General features: G+C 24.7%; 17 protein-coding genes. 12 read left to right on the top strand and 5 right to left on the bottom strand.

Going from position 1 to position 18,196, the window contains the following annotated elements; translation table 4 throughout:
- Positions 1-13: 13 nt before the first annotated feature.
- Genes gyrB through KQ877_RS01380 form a run of 6 tightly spaced genes read left to right on the top strand, consistent with a single transcriptional unit; the run spans position 14 to position 6,186 of the window.
- On the top strand, positions 14-1,969 hold the full coding sequence (gene gyrB / locus KQ877_RS01405) for a DNA topoisomerase (ATP-hydrolyzing) subunit B (protein WP_216535822.1): 1,956 nt from the start codon (positions 14-16) through the stop codon (positions 1,967-1,969).
- A 48-nt stretch (positions 1,970-2,017) separates the two neighbouring features.
- Positions 2,018-2,761, top strand: coding sequence for a phosphotransferase (locus tag KQ877_RS01400; RefSeq protein WP_216488647.1), 744 nt, complete (start codon positions 2,018-2,020; stop codon positions 2,759-2,761).
- An 8-nt stretch (positions 2,762-2,769) separates the two neighbouring features.
- Positions 2,770-4,212 carry a phosphotransferase family protein gene (locus tag KQ877_RS01395; RefSeq protein WP_216535821.1) on the top strand — a complete coding sequence of 481 codons (1,443 nt, stop codon included), beginning with the start codon at positions 2,770-2,772 and terminating at the stop codon, positions 4,210-4,212.
- 39 nt (positions 4,213-4,251) lie between these two features.
- Complete coding sequence (locus KQ877_RS01390) at positions 4,252-5,241, top strand: hypothetical protein (protein WP_216535820.1); 990 nt, start codon at positions 4,252-4,254, stop codon at positions 5,239-5,241.
- Between the two features lies 1 nt (position 5,242).
- Positions 5,243-5,557: a hypothetical protein gene (locus KQ877_RS01385; protein ID WP_216488653.1), complete on the top strand. Its 315-nt coding sequence runs from the start codon at positions 5,243-5,245 to the stop codon at positions 5,555-5,557.
- Positions 5,558-5,610: 53 nt separating this feature from the next.
- Complete coding sequence (locus tag KQ877_RS01380; protein ID WP_216535819.1) at positions 5,611-6,186, top strand: thymidine kinase; 576 nt, start codon at positions 5,611-5,613, stop codon at positions 6,184-6,186.
- A gap of 51 nt (positions 6,187-6,237) precedes the next feature.
- On the opposite strand, the gene KQ877_RS01375 is transcribed toward KQ877_RS01380, so the two are convergent.
- The 4 genes from KQ877_RS01375 to KQ877_RS01360 all read right to left on the bottom strand — a co-directional run bounded on the left by KQ877_RS01375 (position 6,238) and on the right by KQ877_RS01360 (position 10,695).
- Positions 6,238-7,434, bottom strand: coding sequence for an AEC family transporter (locus KQ877_RS01375; protein ID WP_216488657.1), 1,197 nt, complete (start codon positions 7,432-7,434; stop codon positions 6,238-6,240).
- 107 nt (positions 7,435-7,541) lie between these two features.
- Positions 7,542-9,224: an ABC transporter permease subunit gene (locus tag KQ877_RS01370; RefSeq protein ID WP_216535818.1), complete on the bottom strand. Its 1,683-nt coding sequence runs from the start codon at positions 9,222-9,224 to the stop codon at positions 7,542-7,544.
- A complete protein-coding gene (gene cypl, locus KQ877_RS01365) occupies positions 9,224-10,369 on the bottom strand; it encodes an ABC transporter thiamine pyrophosphate-binding lipoprotein p37/Cypl (protein ID WP_216488661.1) in 1,146 nt (381 codons plus the stop codon). Before cypl ends, KQ877_RS01370 begins: the two co-directional genes overlap by 1 nt.
- Positions 10,370-10,434: 65 nt before the next feature.
- The gene (locus KQ877_RS01360) at positions 10,435-10,695 is read right to left on the bottom strand and encodes a DUF4177 domain-containing protein (protein WP_216488663.1); all 261 of its coding nucleotides are present in this window, start codon (positions 10,693-10,695) and stop codon (positions 10,435-10,437) included.
- A gap of 112 nt (positions 10,696-10,807) precedes the next feature.
- On the opposite strand from KQ877_RS01360, the gene KQ877_RS01355 reads away from it, so the two are divergent.
- Genes KQ877_RS01355 through KQ877_RS01345 form a run of 3 tightly spaced genes read left to right on the top strand, consistent with a single transcriptional unit; the run spans position 10,808 to position 13,123 of the window.
- A complete protein-coding gene (locus KQ877_RS01355) occupies positions 10,808-11,146 on the top strand; it encodes a hypothetical protein (RefSeq protein WP_216488665.1) in 339 nt (112 codons plus the stop codon).
- Positions 11,136-12,458, top strand: coding sequence for a hypothetical protein (locus tag KQ877_RS01350; protein ID WP_216488667.1), 1,323 nt, complete (start codon positions 11,136-11,138; stop codon positions 12,456-12,458). The genes KQ877_RS01355 and KQ877_RS01350 overlap by 11 nt, the downstream gene beginning before the upstream one ends.
- Positions 12,458-13,123 (top strand): 5'-methylthioadenosine/S-adenosylhomocysteine nucleosidase family protein, encoded by a 666-nt coding sequence (locus KQ877_RS01345; RefSeq protein ID WP_216488669.1) that lies wholly within the window; start codon positions 12,458-12,460, stop codon positions 13,121-13,123. The genes KQ877_RS01350 and KQ877_RS01345 overlap by 1 nt, the downstream gene beginning before the upstream one ends.
- On the opposite strand, the gene rsmD is transcribed toward KQ877_RS01345, so the two are convergent.
- Positions 13,116-13,658 (bottom strand): 16S rRNA (guanine(966)-N(2))-methyltransferase RsmD, encoded by a 543-nt coding sequence (rsmD, locus tag KQ877_RS01340; RefSeq protein WP_216535817.1) that lies wholly within the window; start codon positions 13,656-13,658, stop codon positions 13,116-13,118. The genes KQ877_RS01345 and rsmD overlap by 8 nt on opposite strands.
- A 64-nt stretch (positions 13,659-13,722) precedes the next feature.
- On the opposite strand from rsmD, the gene def reads away from it, so the two are divergent.
- The 3 genes from def (at position 13,723) to secA (ending at position 18,125) form a co-directional block, all read left to right on the top strand.
- Positions 13,723-14,274 carry a peptide deformylase gene (gene def / locus KQ877_RS01335; protein WP_216535816.1) on the top strand — a complete coding sequence of 184 codons (552 nt, stop codon included), beginning with the start codon at positions 13,723-13,725 and terminating at the stop codon, positions 14,272-14,274.
- A 1-nt stretch (position 14,275) separates the two neighbouring features.
- Entirely contained in the window at positions 14,276-15,313 is a 1,038-nt protein-coding gene (locus tag KQ877_RS01330) for a hypothetical protein (RefSeq protein ID WP_216488675.1), read from the top strand.
- Positions 15,314-15,476: 163 nt separating this feature from the next.
- A complete protein-coding gene (gene secA / locus KQ877_RS01325) occupies positions 15,477-18,125 on the top strand; it encodes a preprotein translocase subunit SecA (RefSeq protein WP_216488677.1) in 2,649 nt (882 codons plus the stop codon).
- Positions 18,126-18,196 lie beyond the last annotated feature (71 nt).

The raw sequence follows: 18,196 nt of genomic DNA, 5'->3' as shown, positions 1-18,196 counted from the left end.
TAAGTGAGGTTTTATGGAAACAAAAAACAACAATAATACAACAAAAGACCAATATACAGCAAGTAATATTCAAGTTCTTGAAGGACTAGAAGCAGTTAGAACAAGACCGGGTATGTACATTGGTAGTATTGGATTTAAAGGATTACACCATTTAATTTGAGAAATTGTAGATAACTCAGTCGATGAAGCTATGGCTGGTTTTTGTGATCAAATAACAATTAATTTACACCCTAACAATGTTATTGAAGTAATTGACAATGGTCGGGGAATACCTGTAGATAAGCATCCTAAAACAGGAATAAGTACAGTTGAAACTGTGTTTACTGTTTTACATGCAGGGGGAAAATTTGATTCTGAAAGTTATAAAGTTTCTGGTGGATTGCATGGAGTTGGTGCAAGTGTTGTTAATGCTCTAAGTGATGATTTTCAAGTTTGAGTAAAAAAACATGGAAACGTTTATTATCAACACTATTCAAATGGTGGAAAACCAAGTGATGAATTAAAAATAATTGATGAATACAAAGATGAAGAAACAGGAACTAGAGTTATGTTTCACCCAGATTTTAAAATTATGGAAAAAAATAATTTTGATTTTGGATTAATTGCAGATAGGGCAAAACAAACTGCTTATTTAAATAAAGGTTTAAGAATAAATGTCAATGATTTAACTAAACAAGTATTTAAATCATTTTACTTTGAAGGTGGAATAGTTGATTATGTTTCAGAACTTTCTAAAGGTAAAAAACCTATCAACCCAGATATTATTTATGCTGAAGGATCATTTTTAGATTCTCGTATTCAAAATGCAAGTGATGTACTTGTTGAAGTAGCAATGCAATATAATGAAACTTATTCAACTAATGTTGTTTCATATGCAAATAATATATCAACAAATGAAGGTGGAACACATGAACAAGGATTTAATGATGCGCTTGTAAGAATATTTAATAAATGAGCTGAAGAAAATAAATTAATCAAGCAAGACAAAGAAAGACTAACAAAAGATGATGTTAAGGATGGGCTTGTAGCTATTATTTCTATTAAACACACAAATCCAATTTTTGAAGGTCAAACAAAAGGAAAACTTGAAAATAAAGATGCTCGTAGTGCAACAAATAAAGTTTTAAGTGAAACTCTTGAAAGATATTTATTAGAAAATCCACAAATAGCAAAATCTATAATTGAAAAATGTCTTAAAGCTCAACATGCTAGATTAGCTGCAAAAGCAGCATCTGAGGCATCAAGAAAAAGAGATGGTTTAGATTTTGGTAATTTACCAGGTAAGCTAGCTGACTCATCACTTAAGAATGCTGAATTAACTGAATTATTTATAGTCGAAGGTAATTCTGCTGGTGGTAGTGCAAAAATGGGTCGTGATAGATCTATTCAAGCTATATTGCCATTACGTGGAAAAGTCATTAACTCAGAAAAAAACAGTATTCAATCAGTTTTAGAAAACAAAGAAATTGGTACATTAATCCATGCTTTAGGAACTGGTATACGGGATGAATTTAACATTAATAAATTAAGATACCACAAAATAATTATTATGACAGATGCCGATGTTGATGGTGCACACATCACTACACTACTTTTAACATTTTTCTACCGTTATATGCGGCCTCTTATCGAATATGGTTTTGTTTATTTAGCTCAACCTCCATTATATAAAATAACTTATGGAAAAACAGTTAAATATGCTTATAAAGATGAACAAAAAGACGAAATTTTAGCATCAATTGATAAAACAAAAGTAAATATCCAAAGATATAAAGGACTAGGTGAAATGGATCCTGAACAGCTTTGAGAAACAACTATGAATCCTGAAAATAGAAAAATGTTGCAAGTCCAAATTCAAGATCTTGCAGCTGCTGATACTATTTTTACAACATTGATGGGTGAAGAAGTTGAACCTCGTCGTGAATTTGTTCAAGAAAATGCAAGATATGCCTCAAATATTGATTTTTAATAGCAAAATTCACAAATTATTTTGTGAATTTTTATAAGAAAGGAAAATATGAAAAAATATGAAAAGCAAGGATTTACTAATGAAGTGTTTTATGATTCACAAAATAATTATTTTGTAAAGAAAAAAACTTATGAAGGTTTTAATCATGCAGTAAATTATAAAGATTTAAATGTATTTGATTTTTATCCTGGCGCTATTGAAGATAATAAAGATTATTTAATAACTAATTTCATAGATGGTAAAACACCAGAATTAGATGATGAATTTTTAAAAGAAGCTGGTAAATTATTAATTACTTTACATAATTCAAAAATGAAATTACCAGCTAATAATTTAGCAAGAAGATTTAAGGTTTATAGAAAAATAATTCACGATAAAGGTATAAAAATTCCAGTTTTAGATAAATATTACAAAAAAATTAATTTATTTTTAAAAAATGTTGATACATCAGCGCCTTGTCACAATGATGTTATTTTAGCAAATTTTATAAAACAAAATAAAACCAATAAAATTTATTTACTTGATTGAGAATATGCTACTATGGGTGATATTCATTTTGATTTAGCTTACTTTATTGAATCACAAAATTTAAATGATCAACAAGTTGAGGTGTTTTTAGAGGGTTATGGAGATGATTTTAGTCCATATATTTTACAAATACATCGAATTTTGGTAAATTACCTAGTGGTTTTATGAGTTAATAAACAAGATAAAAAACCATTTGATGAAACACATTGCATAAATAAAATTGAACCTTATTTTGAAAAACTTAGTATTATGAAACGAGATTAATTATGCAAATGGAAAAACTATCAAAATTAGAACTTACTAAATTTTTAGATGAAATTACATTAGTATTTGGACCAATAATAACTTCTAAAGTATCTGATGTATATTTTATTTATGAATCTTTTAAAAATAAAACTTATCAAGCTAAATACAAAAATATTATTGTGCAAATAAGAATCCCTAAATTAGAAAATATAAGTGCCACTCAAGAAGAAATTATTGCTAATTCTTTTGATGATTACTTATTTTATAAAGACGGGTACTTAATTAAAAAATGATTTTTTGGAAATGATCTTACATATGTTCATATTGATAAAACAATTACAAAAAATATAATTAAAGAAATTAAAGAATTACAAAAATTAGATATTCAATTAAGTGAATTTAATTGATATTTAAATAAAATAGATGATCCTCAATATGATGAAATTATTAAAAAACATCTAAACGAAGATCTAGTTTTTTGTCACAACAACATAAATAGATCAAATATTTTAGTAAATAAGTCAGGAAAAGTAAAAATTATTGATTTTGGTAATTGTTCATTAAATTCCAAATACGTTGACCCTGTTATGGCGCATATTAATTTAGGGATAGATAGAAATATTTTGATAAGCGAATTTAATTTAGATGATAAAAAATTTGATGAATATATTTATATTGTTAAACAATATTTAAAAACAGGATTTGAACAATTTTATATACATCAAGAAATTCCTATCCCTAAACTTTCAAGAGCATTAGAACCATTTCAAACAAAAAAATATAACTATAACTCTTATTTTATTATTCAAAAAAATAAAAGTAGCTTCAAAAGAAATTTAAATATAAAAGAATTAGATAATTTTTATTTTGTTCCTCCTTATATTTATGAAGATGAAAAAATTATTATTTGAAAATGAATGGAAAGAAATCATATATTAACTTTTAATAATATGAGAATACGAGCATTAGCAAGAGCTATGAAAATATTGCATAGTTCTAAAGTTGATTTTCCTAAATATAATATAGAAGATAGATTAAAAGCATTAATATGCTCAGTGGGTGAGCAAAATATTCGCCAAGATTTTAATTCTAATATGTTAAATAAAATTTATAAATGAATTTTAAGGTTAAAACCAACAAGTAATTGTCATAATAATTTATCAATTAATACAATTTTCTTTTCGAAGAAACAAAGTGTGTTTTTAATAGGTTGGGAAAATGCTTCTAAAAATGATCCTTTTATCGATATTGCCATTTTATTTGAACATATGCAATGAAATAATGACCAAGAAAAATTATTTTGAAAAACTTATCAAATCAAAAAACCTGATAACTTTATTAAGTATAGAATTATAGTCAACTTTGTTGCTTATTTAATTAATAAAGGAAAATTAGATGATGAGTTTTTATCACGAATTAATAAAAAAAGAATTTATGACTTATTTTATATTTTAGACTCAAAAATTTAAAATAATTTTTTTATTTTATAAATATATTATAATAATTTTATGAAAAAAAGAATAGCTTCAAATAAGTCAAAAAAAACTCGATTATTTAAATTTTCTTATTTAATGTTAAGTGGACTATTAAGTTGTTTTATTGGTATTATTTTAGTTCCTATAATTTTAACTAGTACAAAAAAAGATACCCCTTTTAAACCAATAAAAGATGGCGCAATTGATGTGTGTAATTTAGAAAATTTAAAAATAGAATCAGAAATTAAAAATAATATAATAGAGTTTAAATCTCAACCAATTGATTTAATTAACAGTTTTAAAATTTCTAAAGTTAAATCAAGCACAGCAAAAGATTTTGATAATATTTTCAAATACAAATTAACCCCTTATTTTAAAGGTTCAAATATTAATCAAGAATTTAAAAATACAATGTTTAATGAACCAAAAAATAAAATTGAATTTATTCAAAAACTTTTAAAAATTAAATCAATAAATGATAGTCAGTTAAATGAAGAAGTTAATAAAATAGTTTCATCTTTAGAGACTACTAAAAAAAGATATGAAGACTACGACACTAATATTAAAAAATTAGATCAAATTATAAAAAATAACCCAGATAAAGATTTTAAAAATGTAAATGTTTCAGAAAATATTTTAAATCCATTTAAAGGCGTTTATACTAACGTAAATGTTAAAAGTACTCAACAATTTGAAATAGATATAACTGACTTTATATTAAATTATAAAAATGATAATTTAACTAATTTAGAAAAATTTTTAGAATTAATCGACCATTTTACATTTGATGCAATTTATGCTAATATTGACAATAATAATCAGTTAGAATATTATAAATTTGATAACTTAATTCTTAAAAGTTATTTTGATAAAGTTAATCAACTTATATCAATAACACCAAATTTAAATAAATTAAAAATCAAACAATTTAAATTTTTGATTTCAATAGATGTTAAAAATAACATAATACAAAATTTACTTTTTAACCCCAAATTAATTACAGAAAAATATAATGGTGATTAAAATGAATATACCTAAAGAACAAGCAATAAATATTTGAAATAAGTATTTTAGTAATGAAGAACAAACACAACAAGATTTTGCAGGCAGAAACATGCATTTTCATTCATATAATGACAATACATCAAAATATGGATGAACAATTGATTGTTTAGTTAAGGAATCAGAAACTACTTTTATTCCAGTAAATATTTTAACTTTAAATGAACGTTCAGGTGATTATACATTTTGAGCAAATAAAAAACTATTTCAGGTAAAAATAAAAAAAGAGAATCAAAATATCAATTATGAAATAATTTGTGTTATTGATGAAGATTAAACTTAAAAACAACTATTGAGTTGTTTTTATTTAAATAATTAAAGGAGCAAACTATGTACAATAAATTTTCCAATGGAATGATAGAAGTAATAACAGGACCAATGTTTAGCGGTAAAAGTGAAGAGCTTTTAAGACGTATTAGAATTTTAGAATATGCAAAATATAATATATTAGTTATAAAACCCTCATTCGATACCAGATTTAGTATCTCCAAAATAGTATCAAGAGCAGGAACAGAACATAAAACGTTTGTATTAGATGATATTAAAAAAGTTTATGAATTAATAAACGAAGATACAAATGCCATTGTAATTGACGAAGCTCATTTCTTTGGAGATGATATTGTTCAAGTTGTTAATGAACTTGCAAATAAGGGTTTTTTAGTGATTGTAAGTGGATTAGATCAAGATTTTTTAAGAAGACCTTTTTATAATATGTCACAAATATTGTCTTTGGCAGAAAGAGTAACAAAACTTCAAGCTGTTTGCGTCGTGTGTCATAATCTAGCAAGTTGTTCATATAGAAAATCAAATGATGCAGATGTATTGCTTTTAGATAACACATCAAATTATGAGGCTCGCTGTAGAAAATGCCATAACGATGGAATTAAAAATAAAGATAAAAAATAAAAACATAAGGAAAAAACACAGCAACTGCTGTGTTTTTTGTATATATTAATATTAGTTGAATGTTACATAAGCAATAATGATTCATATTGGCATTGCTACTAGACATAGTAATGTTGACAATGATGAAACTTCTGCTGTATATACTGATTTTGAGTGACCTGCGGCAACTGAGAATATAATACATACTGCTGCTGGTGGAGTAGCTCCTAATAGTGTTAATAGAACTCCTGTTGATGCTGAAATTGCACCTGATTTTACTAATACTAATCCAATTAAGAACATAATTAATGGCATTAATATTAATTTTAGTAATGTAGTTACTCAAACACTTTTATCTGCTGCTGCTTTTTTAAGATTTGAAGAAGCTAATGTTCCTCCAATAATCATTCATGCTAATGGTGAAATAATTGCAACTCCTGAATCTAATATTTTACCTAATGCAGGTAAGTTTGCTTTGAATCCAGCTCAGAATTGAGCTCCTTTTTCAACTTTTTGATATGGAATACTGTTTACAATTGCATATTTTGATGGTGCTGCAAATTGTAGAGCTCATAATATTAGTGATAAGTATAAAGCACACATCATTGGGCTAAATACTGCTTTTAAAATAGGTTTAATATTCTTTTTAGAGAATTTTTCTCCTGAGTATGAAAGCATTACATATGAGAATGCTCCAATCATATATGGAATACATCATATTTGTGCTAATGCTAGAGCTGAACCGTTAAATATTGTTCCACTCATTGCAATAACTAATGGGTAAGCAAAGAATTGTAATGAACCATAAGATAGCATTAATACTGTTGTTAGTAATTTTGCTTGGATATCTTTAATAGCTTCATCTTTATATGCTACTGCATCCCCAGTTTGTTTTTCTGCAAAAATTTGTTCTGCTTTTTTAGTAACTAATTTTGGTACTAAGTTTGCTCCAAATTTTACAACTAATGTTGAAATAACTGCTGCTATAACATAAAATGCTATTGAAACACCTATTACAACACCAATTTCTTTTCCTAATGATGCATTAGCTGGTTGCATAAATGCAATAATACATAGGAATGGTAACGCAAAACTAATTAAAAATTTAGATAACTTTCCATTAATTTCTTTTGTAAAGATACCTTTACGTGTTACAACATATCCAATGATAATAAAAGCAAATGTAGCTAAAACACCACCTCACATACCTTGTGCTTGTAATATTTTAACAAGGTTGTCAGTTCAGTGAACTGTTGTTGTTGTTGGCATATTTTTCCTTTATAAAATAAATATATTTACATAATTCTATTATGTTGGTGAAAACACCTAATTTAATTTTATCAAAAAAATGTATAAAAAAAAGTAAATAAGGCTCATTAAATTTGTGAAAATTTTATTTTTTTGTGTTTTAAGTTAATTTTTTTGTTCTTTAAATAATTAAAATAAATATTAGTTATCATTATTAAAAATACAGAAATTCATACATATGGTGTGATATCTCTATATGAAGATCTTTGACTGTATACCATAGCTAAACCGAAATTACTTGCTCCAAATAAACCATAGTTTATAAAATTTCGAATATTTTTTTCTACTTCTAGAATTAAAAAAGTGGATGAATTATTTTTTATATAAGGTAAAATATATGATCTAAAAATTCTTCCTTGTGATCATCCTTGTCTTATTAAATTATTAATATTTTTATCTTCTATTTTAGAAATTGATTCGTTTAATTGTTTTGAAATAACTGTTGATGAGTGGATGGCAAAAGAAATAACAAAAGCAGCCGCTGGTCTTTTGAAAATAATTCCAATAGTAAAGAAAATTACAATCGTAGGAACGATTCTAATAAATGTACTTATGAATCTAAAAATATGCATAGAAAATAAATTATTTGTTTTTTGATTTGTAAGTCTTAGATTAATATAAGTAAGAATAATTACTAGAACAATTGTGATATATATTTCTAAAAATAAGTCTAAAATAATTAAAAATATATTGTCATTTTGAGTTACTATATTCCAATTTGGATTAATTAAATCATTAAAAATACTTTTTAGTGCATTTGGATAAAAATGTATGTTTTTAATGCTAAAAAGCATAAAAATTGTTGAAATAATTAATACAACAAGTATAAATATAATTCCTATAGTTTTATTTTTTTTATTTTTATTAATTTTAAAGAAATTTTCTTGTGTGACTTTTTTGGATTTTGCAATCAATAAATAGTTGTTTGTAATATAACTAAATCATTCTAATATACTAATAAAAATAACAAAAACAAGTAAGGGAATTAATAATTCATGCATTTTATAAATGCTTTCATTTGCATAATTTAAAAGTTGTCCAATACCAACTACTCCTAAGGTACTAAATACAGAAGTTCATCTTAAATTTGATTCAAATGAATATAAGCTAAAAATTATTATCTTATTTTTAATTGAAGGATAAATATATCTAAATAAAATATGGGTTTTTGAATAACCTAATTTAATTAGTCTTTTATAAATGTTAGAAGGCACATTTTCAATAGCTTCTGAAATAAATTTATGTAGTCATATTCAACTAAATCAACTTATTAATAAAACAGATGATATTTCGCCACTTAAACTAGTTGTAAAAAAGTATAAGTATATTAATTCGGGAAAACTTCTAAAAAATAAAATAATAAATCTAATTACATATGATTGAATTTTATTGTTAGTTTTTATATTTCCGATTAATGCAGTAAATAAAGCAAAAACAGTACCTAAAACAGTACCTAAAAATGTAACTTTAAAACTTAATCATAAAAATTTTAAACTTAAAACTCATAAGTTTTTTTCTTGTAAATATGTAGATGTTTGAAACGGTTTAAAAATATTTTTCAGACTTTCAAAAAATAGATTAAAACCACCAGAACTAGCCAAAAAATTAGTTCTTCAAATAGCAACTGAAGCAATTGCTATTAAAAACATAGCAATTAAAATTTTTGTTTGAGGTTTTAATTTATTTTTAATTAATTTGTTGTTTTTATATAGAGAATAAGTAAAAATATTGCGCCTAATCTCTGTGTTCATTATTTTCTAGCCCTATCATAAAAATTTTTAATATATTCTCTATTTGCGTTTTCTTTTGTATATCCACTAATACCTATTCTATAACTGAAATCATCTTTATTTTCTTGTGATGTTTCTAAAATTGCTTGTTGTAAAAAAATAATCTCTTTTTCACTTAATTTATTTGATGCAATAACTACAAAAAATAAAAAAGGATCAGTTAAGGTTAAAATTTCAATTTTTTCGCCCTCTGGTCTTGAAAAGTAATTTTTGTCAGGGTCATTATGGTGAAATGCATATTCATTTTCTTCACCTAAAAAAATATGAAAATCTTTAAAAATACTTTGACCCATATGTGTTGCTGAATTATGAATTGGATAATTGATGTAATTATTTGGATTTGCATTTTCATCATTATTAAATCCAGTAAATTGTTTGTTATATTTGTTGAAGTGTTTTTTAAATAAAAACTCAGGATAAACAAATCTAGTTGCAGAACTTGTGTCTTGATTTTTTACAATTCCAAAACTACTGAATGTTTTTCAATCGCGATTTTTTCAAGCTTCTTTTATTTTTTTTAAGACTTCGTCAGTTCCTGTGATAAAAATTGCTCCTCTTTGGTAATTTATACTTTTATTAATGGGTTCATAAAAGTGTTGATAAATACCATAATTAAAACCATATTCTTTATCATCTCATTGACTATATGGTTTTTTTGAAAAATCATTGTTTTGTTTTTTTACAATTTCATTCATTTTTTCATTGTTATTTGCATCATAAAAAACCATATCTTCATCATATTTAGGAATAAATGTTTTTGCAAGTAGAATAGGATGAACAAGATCAATGTATTTTTGGGTTTCATTAAATTGATTGTTTAAAAAAACACTATTAACAATTGCTATTTGACTTTTATTGGTAATTACAGATTCAACTAACGCTCTGTCATTGCTTAATAAATCAGGATTTAAAGTGATATTTTCAGTATTTTTTGTGTTAATGTCTTGATTTTTTAGTTTATTATACTTTGATTCAATTGATTTAAAAAAATTAATATTTTTAATTTTAAAATCTTTTGCTCATGGTGTTAATGTACTCATTTGCATGGTGGTTTGGTTAGCACAAGAAACAAAAAAATAAGGAATAAAAAGGCAACTTGTGACCATAAATATACTAAATATTTTTTTTAAATATTTTTTAAGCATTTTTTATCCCCCTTATTTTAAACATTTTAATTTTTAATTTTTTCAAAAACTAATATTGCTTGCATTCTATTGACACCAAGTAATCCTGCACTGTGTATTGATGATGTAGTATTTAAGGTGTGCAATCTATATCCTTTTGCTGTTTGTTGATTAATAATATATTCTAAATCAGTTAAATTTTTACTTCCTTTTTCTAATCATTTTTCTTTTAAAATAACTTGTAAAACAACATAATTTGAGTCTTTTTGCTCACTAGCTATTGAAGATACACTCTTTTCTCTAAACATATTACTCCTTAAAATATAATTATTATAATTATAATCTAGTATTTTTAGTTTATATGTTTTTTGATATCTTATAAATTGAATCGATTAATAAAAGTAATATATAATTAAAAATATGAATATAGATATTGTAAATAAGGTAGTTCAAGTAAAAGTAACAAAAATATACAGAAGTTTTGTGCTTTTAGAAAATCAAAACAAACAAACATTTAGATTAAATTTAAAAGATGTAAGTGATTATTATATTGGGGATCTTGAAGATATTTTTAGAATCGGTGAAGAAATTTGTGTGTTTGTAAAAGAATATAACGAAGCTAAAAATAATTACATAATTTCTTTTAAAAACATTCATCCTAAATTTTTACGTAACCCTTTTGAATTTGAATTTAATCGCAAGAGTAGTTTTGAGAAACTCTTAAAATTTACAAAAAGAAAGATAAAAAATGATTGGTAAAATTTCTTTAAAACTAGCAAATGAATTAAATTCAAAATTTACAGAAAAATATCAAAAAATTATTTACGGATTAGCTAATAATATTGCATCAAGAAATATAGATGGACACGAGTTTTTGGATTTTTTAGATTTAGCAAACCCTAAAAATTTAGAAGTTAAAGAAATCAGTGATTTGTCCTTTAAATGAAAAACCGAAGTTAATGTGTTGTTGGTTATTAGTGCTTATTCATTAAGTTTGCATTCAAAATCAGTAATTGATTATATTGGTAACAATCATTTTATAAACCATCGAAATTTATCTAAAAATAAAAAGAATATGGAAATAATTTATTTGGACCATATTTTAAATAGCAAGGAATTAAAAAATCTAGAAAATTATTTAGACGATAAACCTTTTGCAATTCACGTTATTTCTAAAAGTGGAAATGATATTGATGTTTTGGCAAATTTTCAATTTTTTTCCGAAATAATGGAAAGAAAATTAGGACTTAAAAATTCTTCACAATATATTTGTATAACCACAAATCCAAATACTGGAAATTTAAATAAAATTGCTTATTATAAACAATATAAAATTTTTACTTTTTTAGACAAAATACCTGAAGTTTACAGTATTTTTACCAGTGTTGGATTGCTTCCTATGGCTTGTGCTGGAATTGATATTTCAAGAATTTTAAGTGGTGCTGCAAAAGCAAAAATGGACTTTAGTTCAACTAATTTATCACAAAATATTGCGTATCAGTATGCTTTTGCTAGACTTTATCTTAAAAATATGGGATTAGATCATGAAATTTTTGTAAATTTTGACAATGATTTAGCAACGTTTTCAAAATATTGACAATATTTATTTTCACAAACAAATTCAAAAGAAAATAAATCACTTTATTTAGACATTGCTAATTTTAGTAAAGAAATTTCAACAAGATCACAATTTTTTCAGCAAGGTTACAAAAAAACACAGCAAATAGATTCCTTATTTTTAACAATTCTTTCAACTCAGAGATTGTTTGATGAAAAGCATATTGGTAATTACGAAAGAAATAAACCTTATTTTGAATTGCCTTCAACAACTCCCAACCAGTTACTTTTATATTCACAAAATGCATATAATGATCTTTTTCAAAAAGTAGGTCATTATCAAAATATTCAAATCACTTTAGAAGATAATTCAGAAGATACAATAGGACAATTAATCGTCTTTTTACAAAATTCAAGCTTGATGAGTGCTTATTTATTGGGTGTTAATCCTTTTGATGGAAGAAGTTACGATATTTATAATAGATTTTTAAAGGATATTTTAGAAAAAATATAATGAAATTAATAATAGCAGCAGAATTACAAGAGGTAGAATCATTTTTTAAAATTTTGTCAAAAAAAATGATTTTTGAAACAAAAAACATTCAAATTTATGAATGTATTTTTAATAATCAACAATTTATTTTAACAATTAGTGGTGTAGGAAAAGTTAATGCATCAGTAGCATTAAATACGACATTAAATAAGTACAAAAATATTTCAAAAATAGTAAATATAGGTACAGCGGGTTCACTCGATAATGACATTGAAATTGCAAAAGCGTTTTTAATAAATACTTCACAATATTGAGATGTAGATTTAACGGCATTACCAAATTATAAAATTGGCCAATTACCCAATATGCCTCAATTATACTCATCAAGTACTGGATTAAACACTGAATTGTTGCAAAAAATAAATTTAGAATTTGCAAATTCAATTAGTGGAGATAGTTTTATTTCTAAAGAAAATATAAAAAATTATGATTTAAAATCATTTTCATTAGTAGATATGGAATCTACTTCTTTATTACAAAATTGTTATTTATTAAATAAAGATATAAGTTTAATAAAAGTTGTATCTGATCATATTTTTAAAGATAATAATTCAAGTGATTATCAAGAAAATATAAAAAAATGTTCACAAGTTATTTGTAACATTTTAATAAAAATATTTAGCTAGTAATTTTTCAGTAGCTAACAAAAGAAATACCATATTTTTTTTGTTTTATTAATTCAAATTTATCTAAATTTTTAATTTCGAAATTAGACTCTAAAATAATTATGCTATTTTCATTAATAAAGCTATTATTTAGTAAATTTTGAGTGCACAAATCATAATATTCTTTTTTAGTATAAGGTGGATCTATAAAAACAAAATTCCAAATTTTATTTGATTTTTTTTCTAAAAATTTTATTGTATCAACATTAAGAACATTAATTTTTTCGCTTTGAAATTTTTGTTTATTTTGTTTAATAATATTAAAAGCATGTGAATTTTTTTCAAGTATTAATACTTCTAAACAACCTCTACTTATTGCTTCGAATCCAAAAGCTCCACTACCACCAAAACAGTCTAAAAAAGTTTTATTTTCTAAGTCAAATTGAATACTAGAAAAAATAGCTTCTCTTAGTTTTTCACTACTAGCTCTAGTTATTTTTTTATCAGGTTGTTCAATTTTTAAATTTTTATATTTTCCACTTACAATTCTTAGCATAGAATAATTATAAAAAAAATCTTATCATTTCAACTTTTTTATTAGTATTTGATATAATCAAATTATGTTTAAAGTAAAGTTAACAAAATTACCTGCAAAGGTATTAAGACAAAAATCAAAAGATGTTCCTATCCCCTTGACAGAAGAAGATGAATTATTGATTAAAAAAATGATTTATCACATCGATGACTCACAAACTGAAGGAACAAAATTCAGACCAGGTGTTGGAGTTGCTGCTGTTCAATATGGAATATTAAAAAACATATTTTATATTTTTGTGCAAGATGATAACGGAAATGTAATTTTTAAAGATGCATTAATAAATCCAGTTATGAAAGGTCATTCTGAAGCATTACAAGCACTTGCACAAGGCGAAGGGTGTTTAAGTGTTTCTGATGCATGGCCAAACCAAGAAGGTTATGTAAAAAGATACAATCGTGTTATTATTGATGCTTACTCATACAATGAAAGAAAAATGAAACGTTATGACACAACAGGTTATTTAGCAATTGTTATGCAGCATGAATATGATCACCTTCAAGGAAAATTGTTTTTAGATCACATTGATCAAAAAAATCCTTGACAAGCAACAAAAGATTTAAAATTGGTAGGTTAATATGAAAACAATAGAATCATTTTTAAATATTTCTCAACATCAAGGTTTAACCTATATTCCTATTATTGCTTTTTTTGCTTTATTATTAATCGGGTTTGTGTTGGGATTAATGAAAAAAGTTACCGCTTCTACTGTAACTTTTGTAACAGCAATTGTTTCAATATTAATTTCAATATTTACATTTGATATTGCATTTAAACAATTTAATGAAACATTTAAAGAATATACACAAAATAGTGGTTTAAAAGAAGAAGATTTTAAACCATTGTTATATACAATATATGCAATTTCAGTATTTGTATTACTTGAAATAGTTACAGGGTTTGTGTATTTTATAGTGTGATTATTTTTCTTAAGAAAAGTATTTAGAAGACAAAAAGCAACACAATCATTTAAAAAATCATTAGCATTAAGATTAAGTGGTTCACTAATAAGTACGATTGCTATATTCCCACTAGCATTATTTGTTTCAAATGCAACGACATTATTTGTGAATAAAGAAGATAATTTTAATAAAAAATTCTTATCTCCTTCAATAAAAGTTTTATCTAAAAATCAAGCAATAACCTACGCAGGTAAATTAAAATCATTTAATTATTTATTAAGTTTAACCAAATCTAATGGAATTCAAAAAGTTTTTTCAAGTATTGCAATAAACAAAAGCTTTATAGATGGAGAAAAAATTTCTGATGAAGATAAAGCGAAATTCGAATATATTTTAAATGATGATTTTACAAGTAATTTACTTGTTCCAGTATTTGCAAAAGCTGCAGGTGATAATAAACTAGATAGAAACACAATTGAACTTAATGACAGAAATAGAGCTATTATTGAAGAAAATATAAAAAGTAAGAATTTAGTAATGAAACAATTAAATGAAACCGGGAAAAAATCTCTAAAGAATTTTTTAGTAAAATCTTTTATAAATGATGATTTAAAAGAAAAATACGAAAACAAAGATCCAGAAGTAGTTAAATTAGTAGATAATTATGCCAACTTTTTAATTACAGCATTAACTAACAGTTCAAAAGAAAACTAAAATATATAAAAAACTTGTGTATGGCAAGTTTTTTATATATCTTTTTGGAAGTGTTAAATTTTAAAAAAGTTTAGTTTAAAAATAGTAATTACTATAATTTATTAATAAACCATAATAAAATTTAATTTATATAAAATTAATTTTATATAGTAAAATTATATACATGAAAAAACTTGACAAAAAACAAAATAATAATAATGTTTTTAATTCAAAAAATCATTACGATGAAAAAGGTAAATGAATAATTCCAAAAAGAAATGGCAAAAAAGAAAAATGATATAAAATAAATTTTAAAAGTGCTGAAATGCGTATTGCTTACAACACTTTATATGAAATTAATATTCTAGAAGATTATGTTTCAAAATTGACAGATGATGAATTAAAAGCCAAAACTATTGAATTTAAAGAAAGATTAATTAAAGGTGAAACAACTGAAGATATTAGAGTAGAAGCTTTTGCAGTTAGTAGAGAAGCTACTAAACGTGTTCTAGGAAAAAGACCTTTTGATGTGCAAATGTTAGGTGGTGTTATTTTAGATTTAGGTTCTGTAGCCGAAATGAAAACTGGTGAAGGGAAAACAATAACATCAATAGCTCCTGTATATTTAAATGCTTTAACAGGTGAAAATGTTATAGTTTCAACAGTTAATGAGTATTTAGCAGAGCGTGATGCAACAGAAATGGGAGAAGTTTTTAATTGATTAGGTTTAAGTGTTGGTATTAACAAAGCACAAATGTCTACAGAATTAAAACGTCAAGCATACAATTGTGATATTACATACTCAATTCACTCAGAACTTGGATTTGACTATTTAAGAGATAATATGGTTTTATCAAAAGAAGAAAAAGTTCAAAGAGGATTGAACTATATTCTTTTAGATGAAGTAGATAGTATTTTAATTGATGAAGCAAAAACTCCTTTAATTATTAGTGGTGGAGATAATGAAGAAAGTACCTTATACACTGTGGCTGATTTATTTGTACGTACATTATCAGAAGAAGATTATTACATAGATGAAGAAACTAAAAGTGTATATTTAACAGATGAAGGTATCTCAAAAGCTAATACATATTTTAATTTCAGCAACTTATATAACATTGAAAATTCAGAACTAGTTCATAGGATTCAAAATGCTTTAAGAGCACATAAAATTATGAAATTAGATGTTGAATATATTGTAAGAGATGATAAAATCGAATTAGTCGACTCATTTACTGGTCGTATCATGGAAGGTCGTGCTTATTCAGAAGGTCTTCAACAAGCAATTCAAGCAAAAGAAAGAATTGAAATTGAAGCAGAAAATAAAACACAAGCCACAATTACTTACCAAAACTTTTTTAGATTGTTTAAAAAATTGTCAGGAATGACAGGGACTGCAAAAACAGAAGAAAAAGAATTCATTGATATTTATAATATGCGTGTAAATGTAATTCCTACAAATAAACCAATGGTAAGATATGATGATGAAGATGTAATTTATGTTGATATGCATTCAAAATATATGGCTATTGTTGAAGAAGTTAAAAAAGTTTATGAGCGCAAACAGCCAATACTAATAGGAACAGCGCAAGTAGAAGATTCAGAAAGATTACATGAATATTTAGTTAAAGCAAATATTCCTCACACTGTTTTAAATGCAAAACAAAATGCTGAAGAAGCTGCTATTATTTCAGCGGCTGGTCAATTAGGTGCAGTAACTATTGCAACAAATATGGCAGGACGTGGAACCGATATAAAACCTTCACAAGAAGCCCGCGAAGCTGGTGGATTATATGTTTTAGGTACCGATAAAGCAGAAAGTAGAAGAATAGATAACCAATTAAAAGGTCGTTCAGGACGTCAAGGTGATGTTGGGTATACTAAATTTTTCTTAAGTCTTGATGATCAACTTATTTTACGTTTTGGTTTACAAGATAAATGAAAAGAAATGTTTAAAGAATATAAGGATCAACCAATTGAAGGTAAAGCAATTCAAAAAGCATTTCTAAGAGCACAAAAGAAAATCGAAGGATTTAACTACGATAACCGTAAAAGTGTTTTAAATTATGATGATGTTATCAGACAACAACGTGATTTAATTTATCAACAACGTGATTGAATTTTAGAACGTGATGATATGGGGGAAATAATTAATAAAATGATTATTTCTTCAGCAAAACAAATTGTTGATAATGATTATTTTGTTTTAAAAAACAATAGTTTTGATTACCAAAAATTTGCAGAATATCTAAACAAAAATTGAATGAGATATTCTGAATATAAATTTGAAAAATCTGAAATTTCAAAATATGATAAAGTTGATTTATCTGAATTTGTTGCAAAAATATTTATTCAAGAATATGAAAAACTAAGAGAAAACTTTATTGATAAATATGGTATTTCATCTCTTGTGATTTCTGAAAGACAAATAATTTTACGTGTATTTGATAATGCATGACAAAATCATATTAACGTTATGGATAAACTAAGACAATCATCTAATTTAGTTCAATATTCTCAAAAAAATCCTTATCAAATTTATACCGAAGAAGGTTCAAAACGTTTCAACGAATTAACAGATAGAATTGCATTAGAATCAGTGGTTAATTTAATGAACAACCCAGAAGTTGCTAAATCTAATAATTATTCATCAAATGAAGAAACTTTTGAAAACGAATTAAGAGCAAAATTAGAAATGATTGATTCGATTTTAAGACAACATTATCAAGTTTTAAAAAGTCAAAATATCGCTAATGAAGAAATAGAAAATTATATTGAAAATCTAAAACAAACATTAATTAGGGATTTTGGTTTAATAGAAGCCAAGAAATAATAATTTAAAATGACACAATGCAATTTGCATGTGTTATTTTTAAATAAAATAAATATTGATTTATAACAATA

The sequence above is a fragment of the Mycoplasma zalophi genome (assembly GCF_018914005.1).
Classification (GTDB): Bacteria; Bacillota_I; Bacilli_A; order Mycoplasmatales; family Metamycoplasmataceae; genus Metamycoplasma; species Metamycoplasma zalophi_A.
The sequence above is the reverse complement of the archived record's forward strand: the minus strand, read 5'-3'. Positions and strand labels throughout refer to the sequence as shown.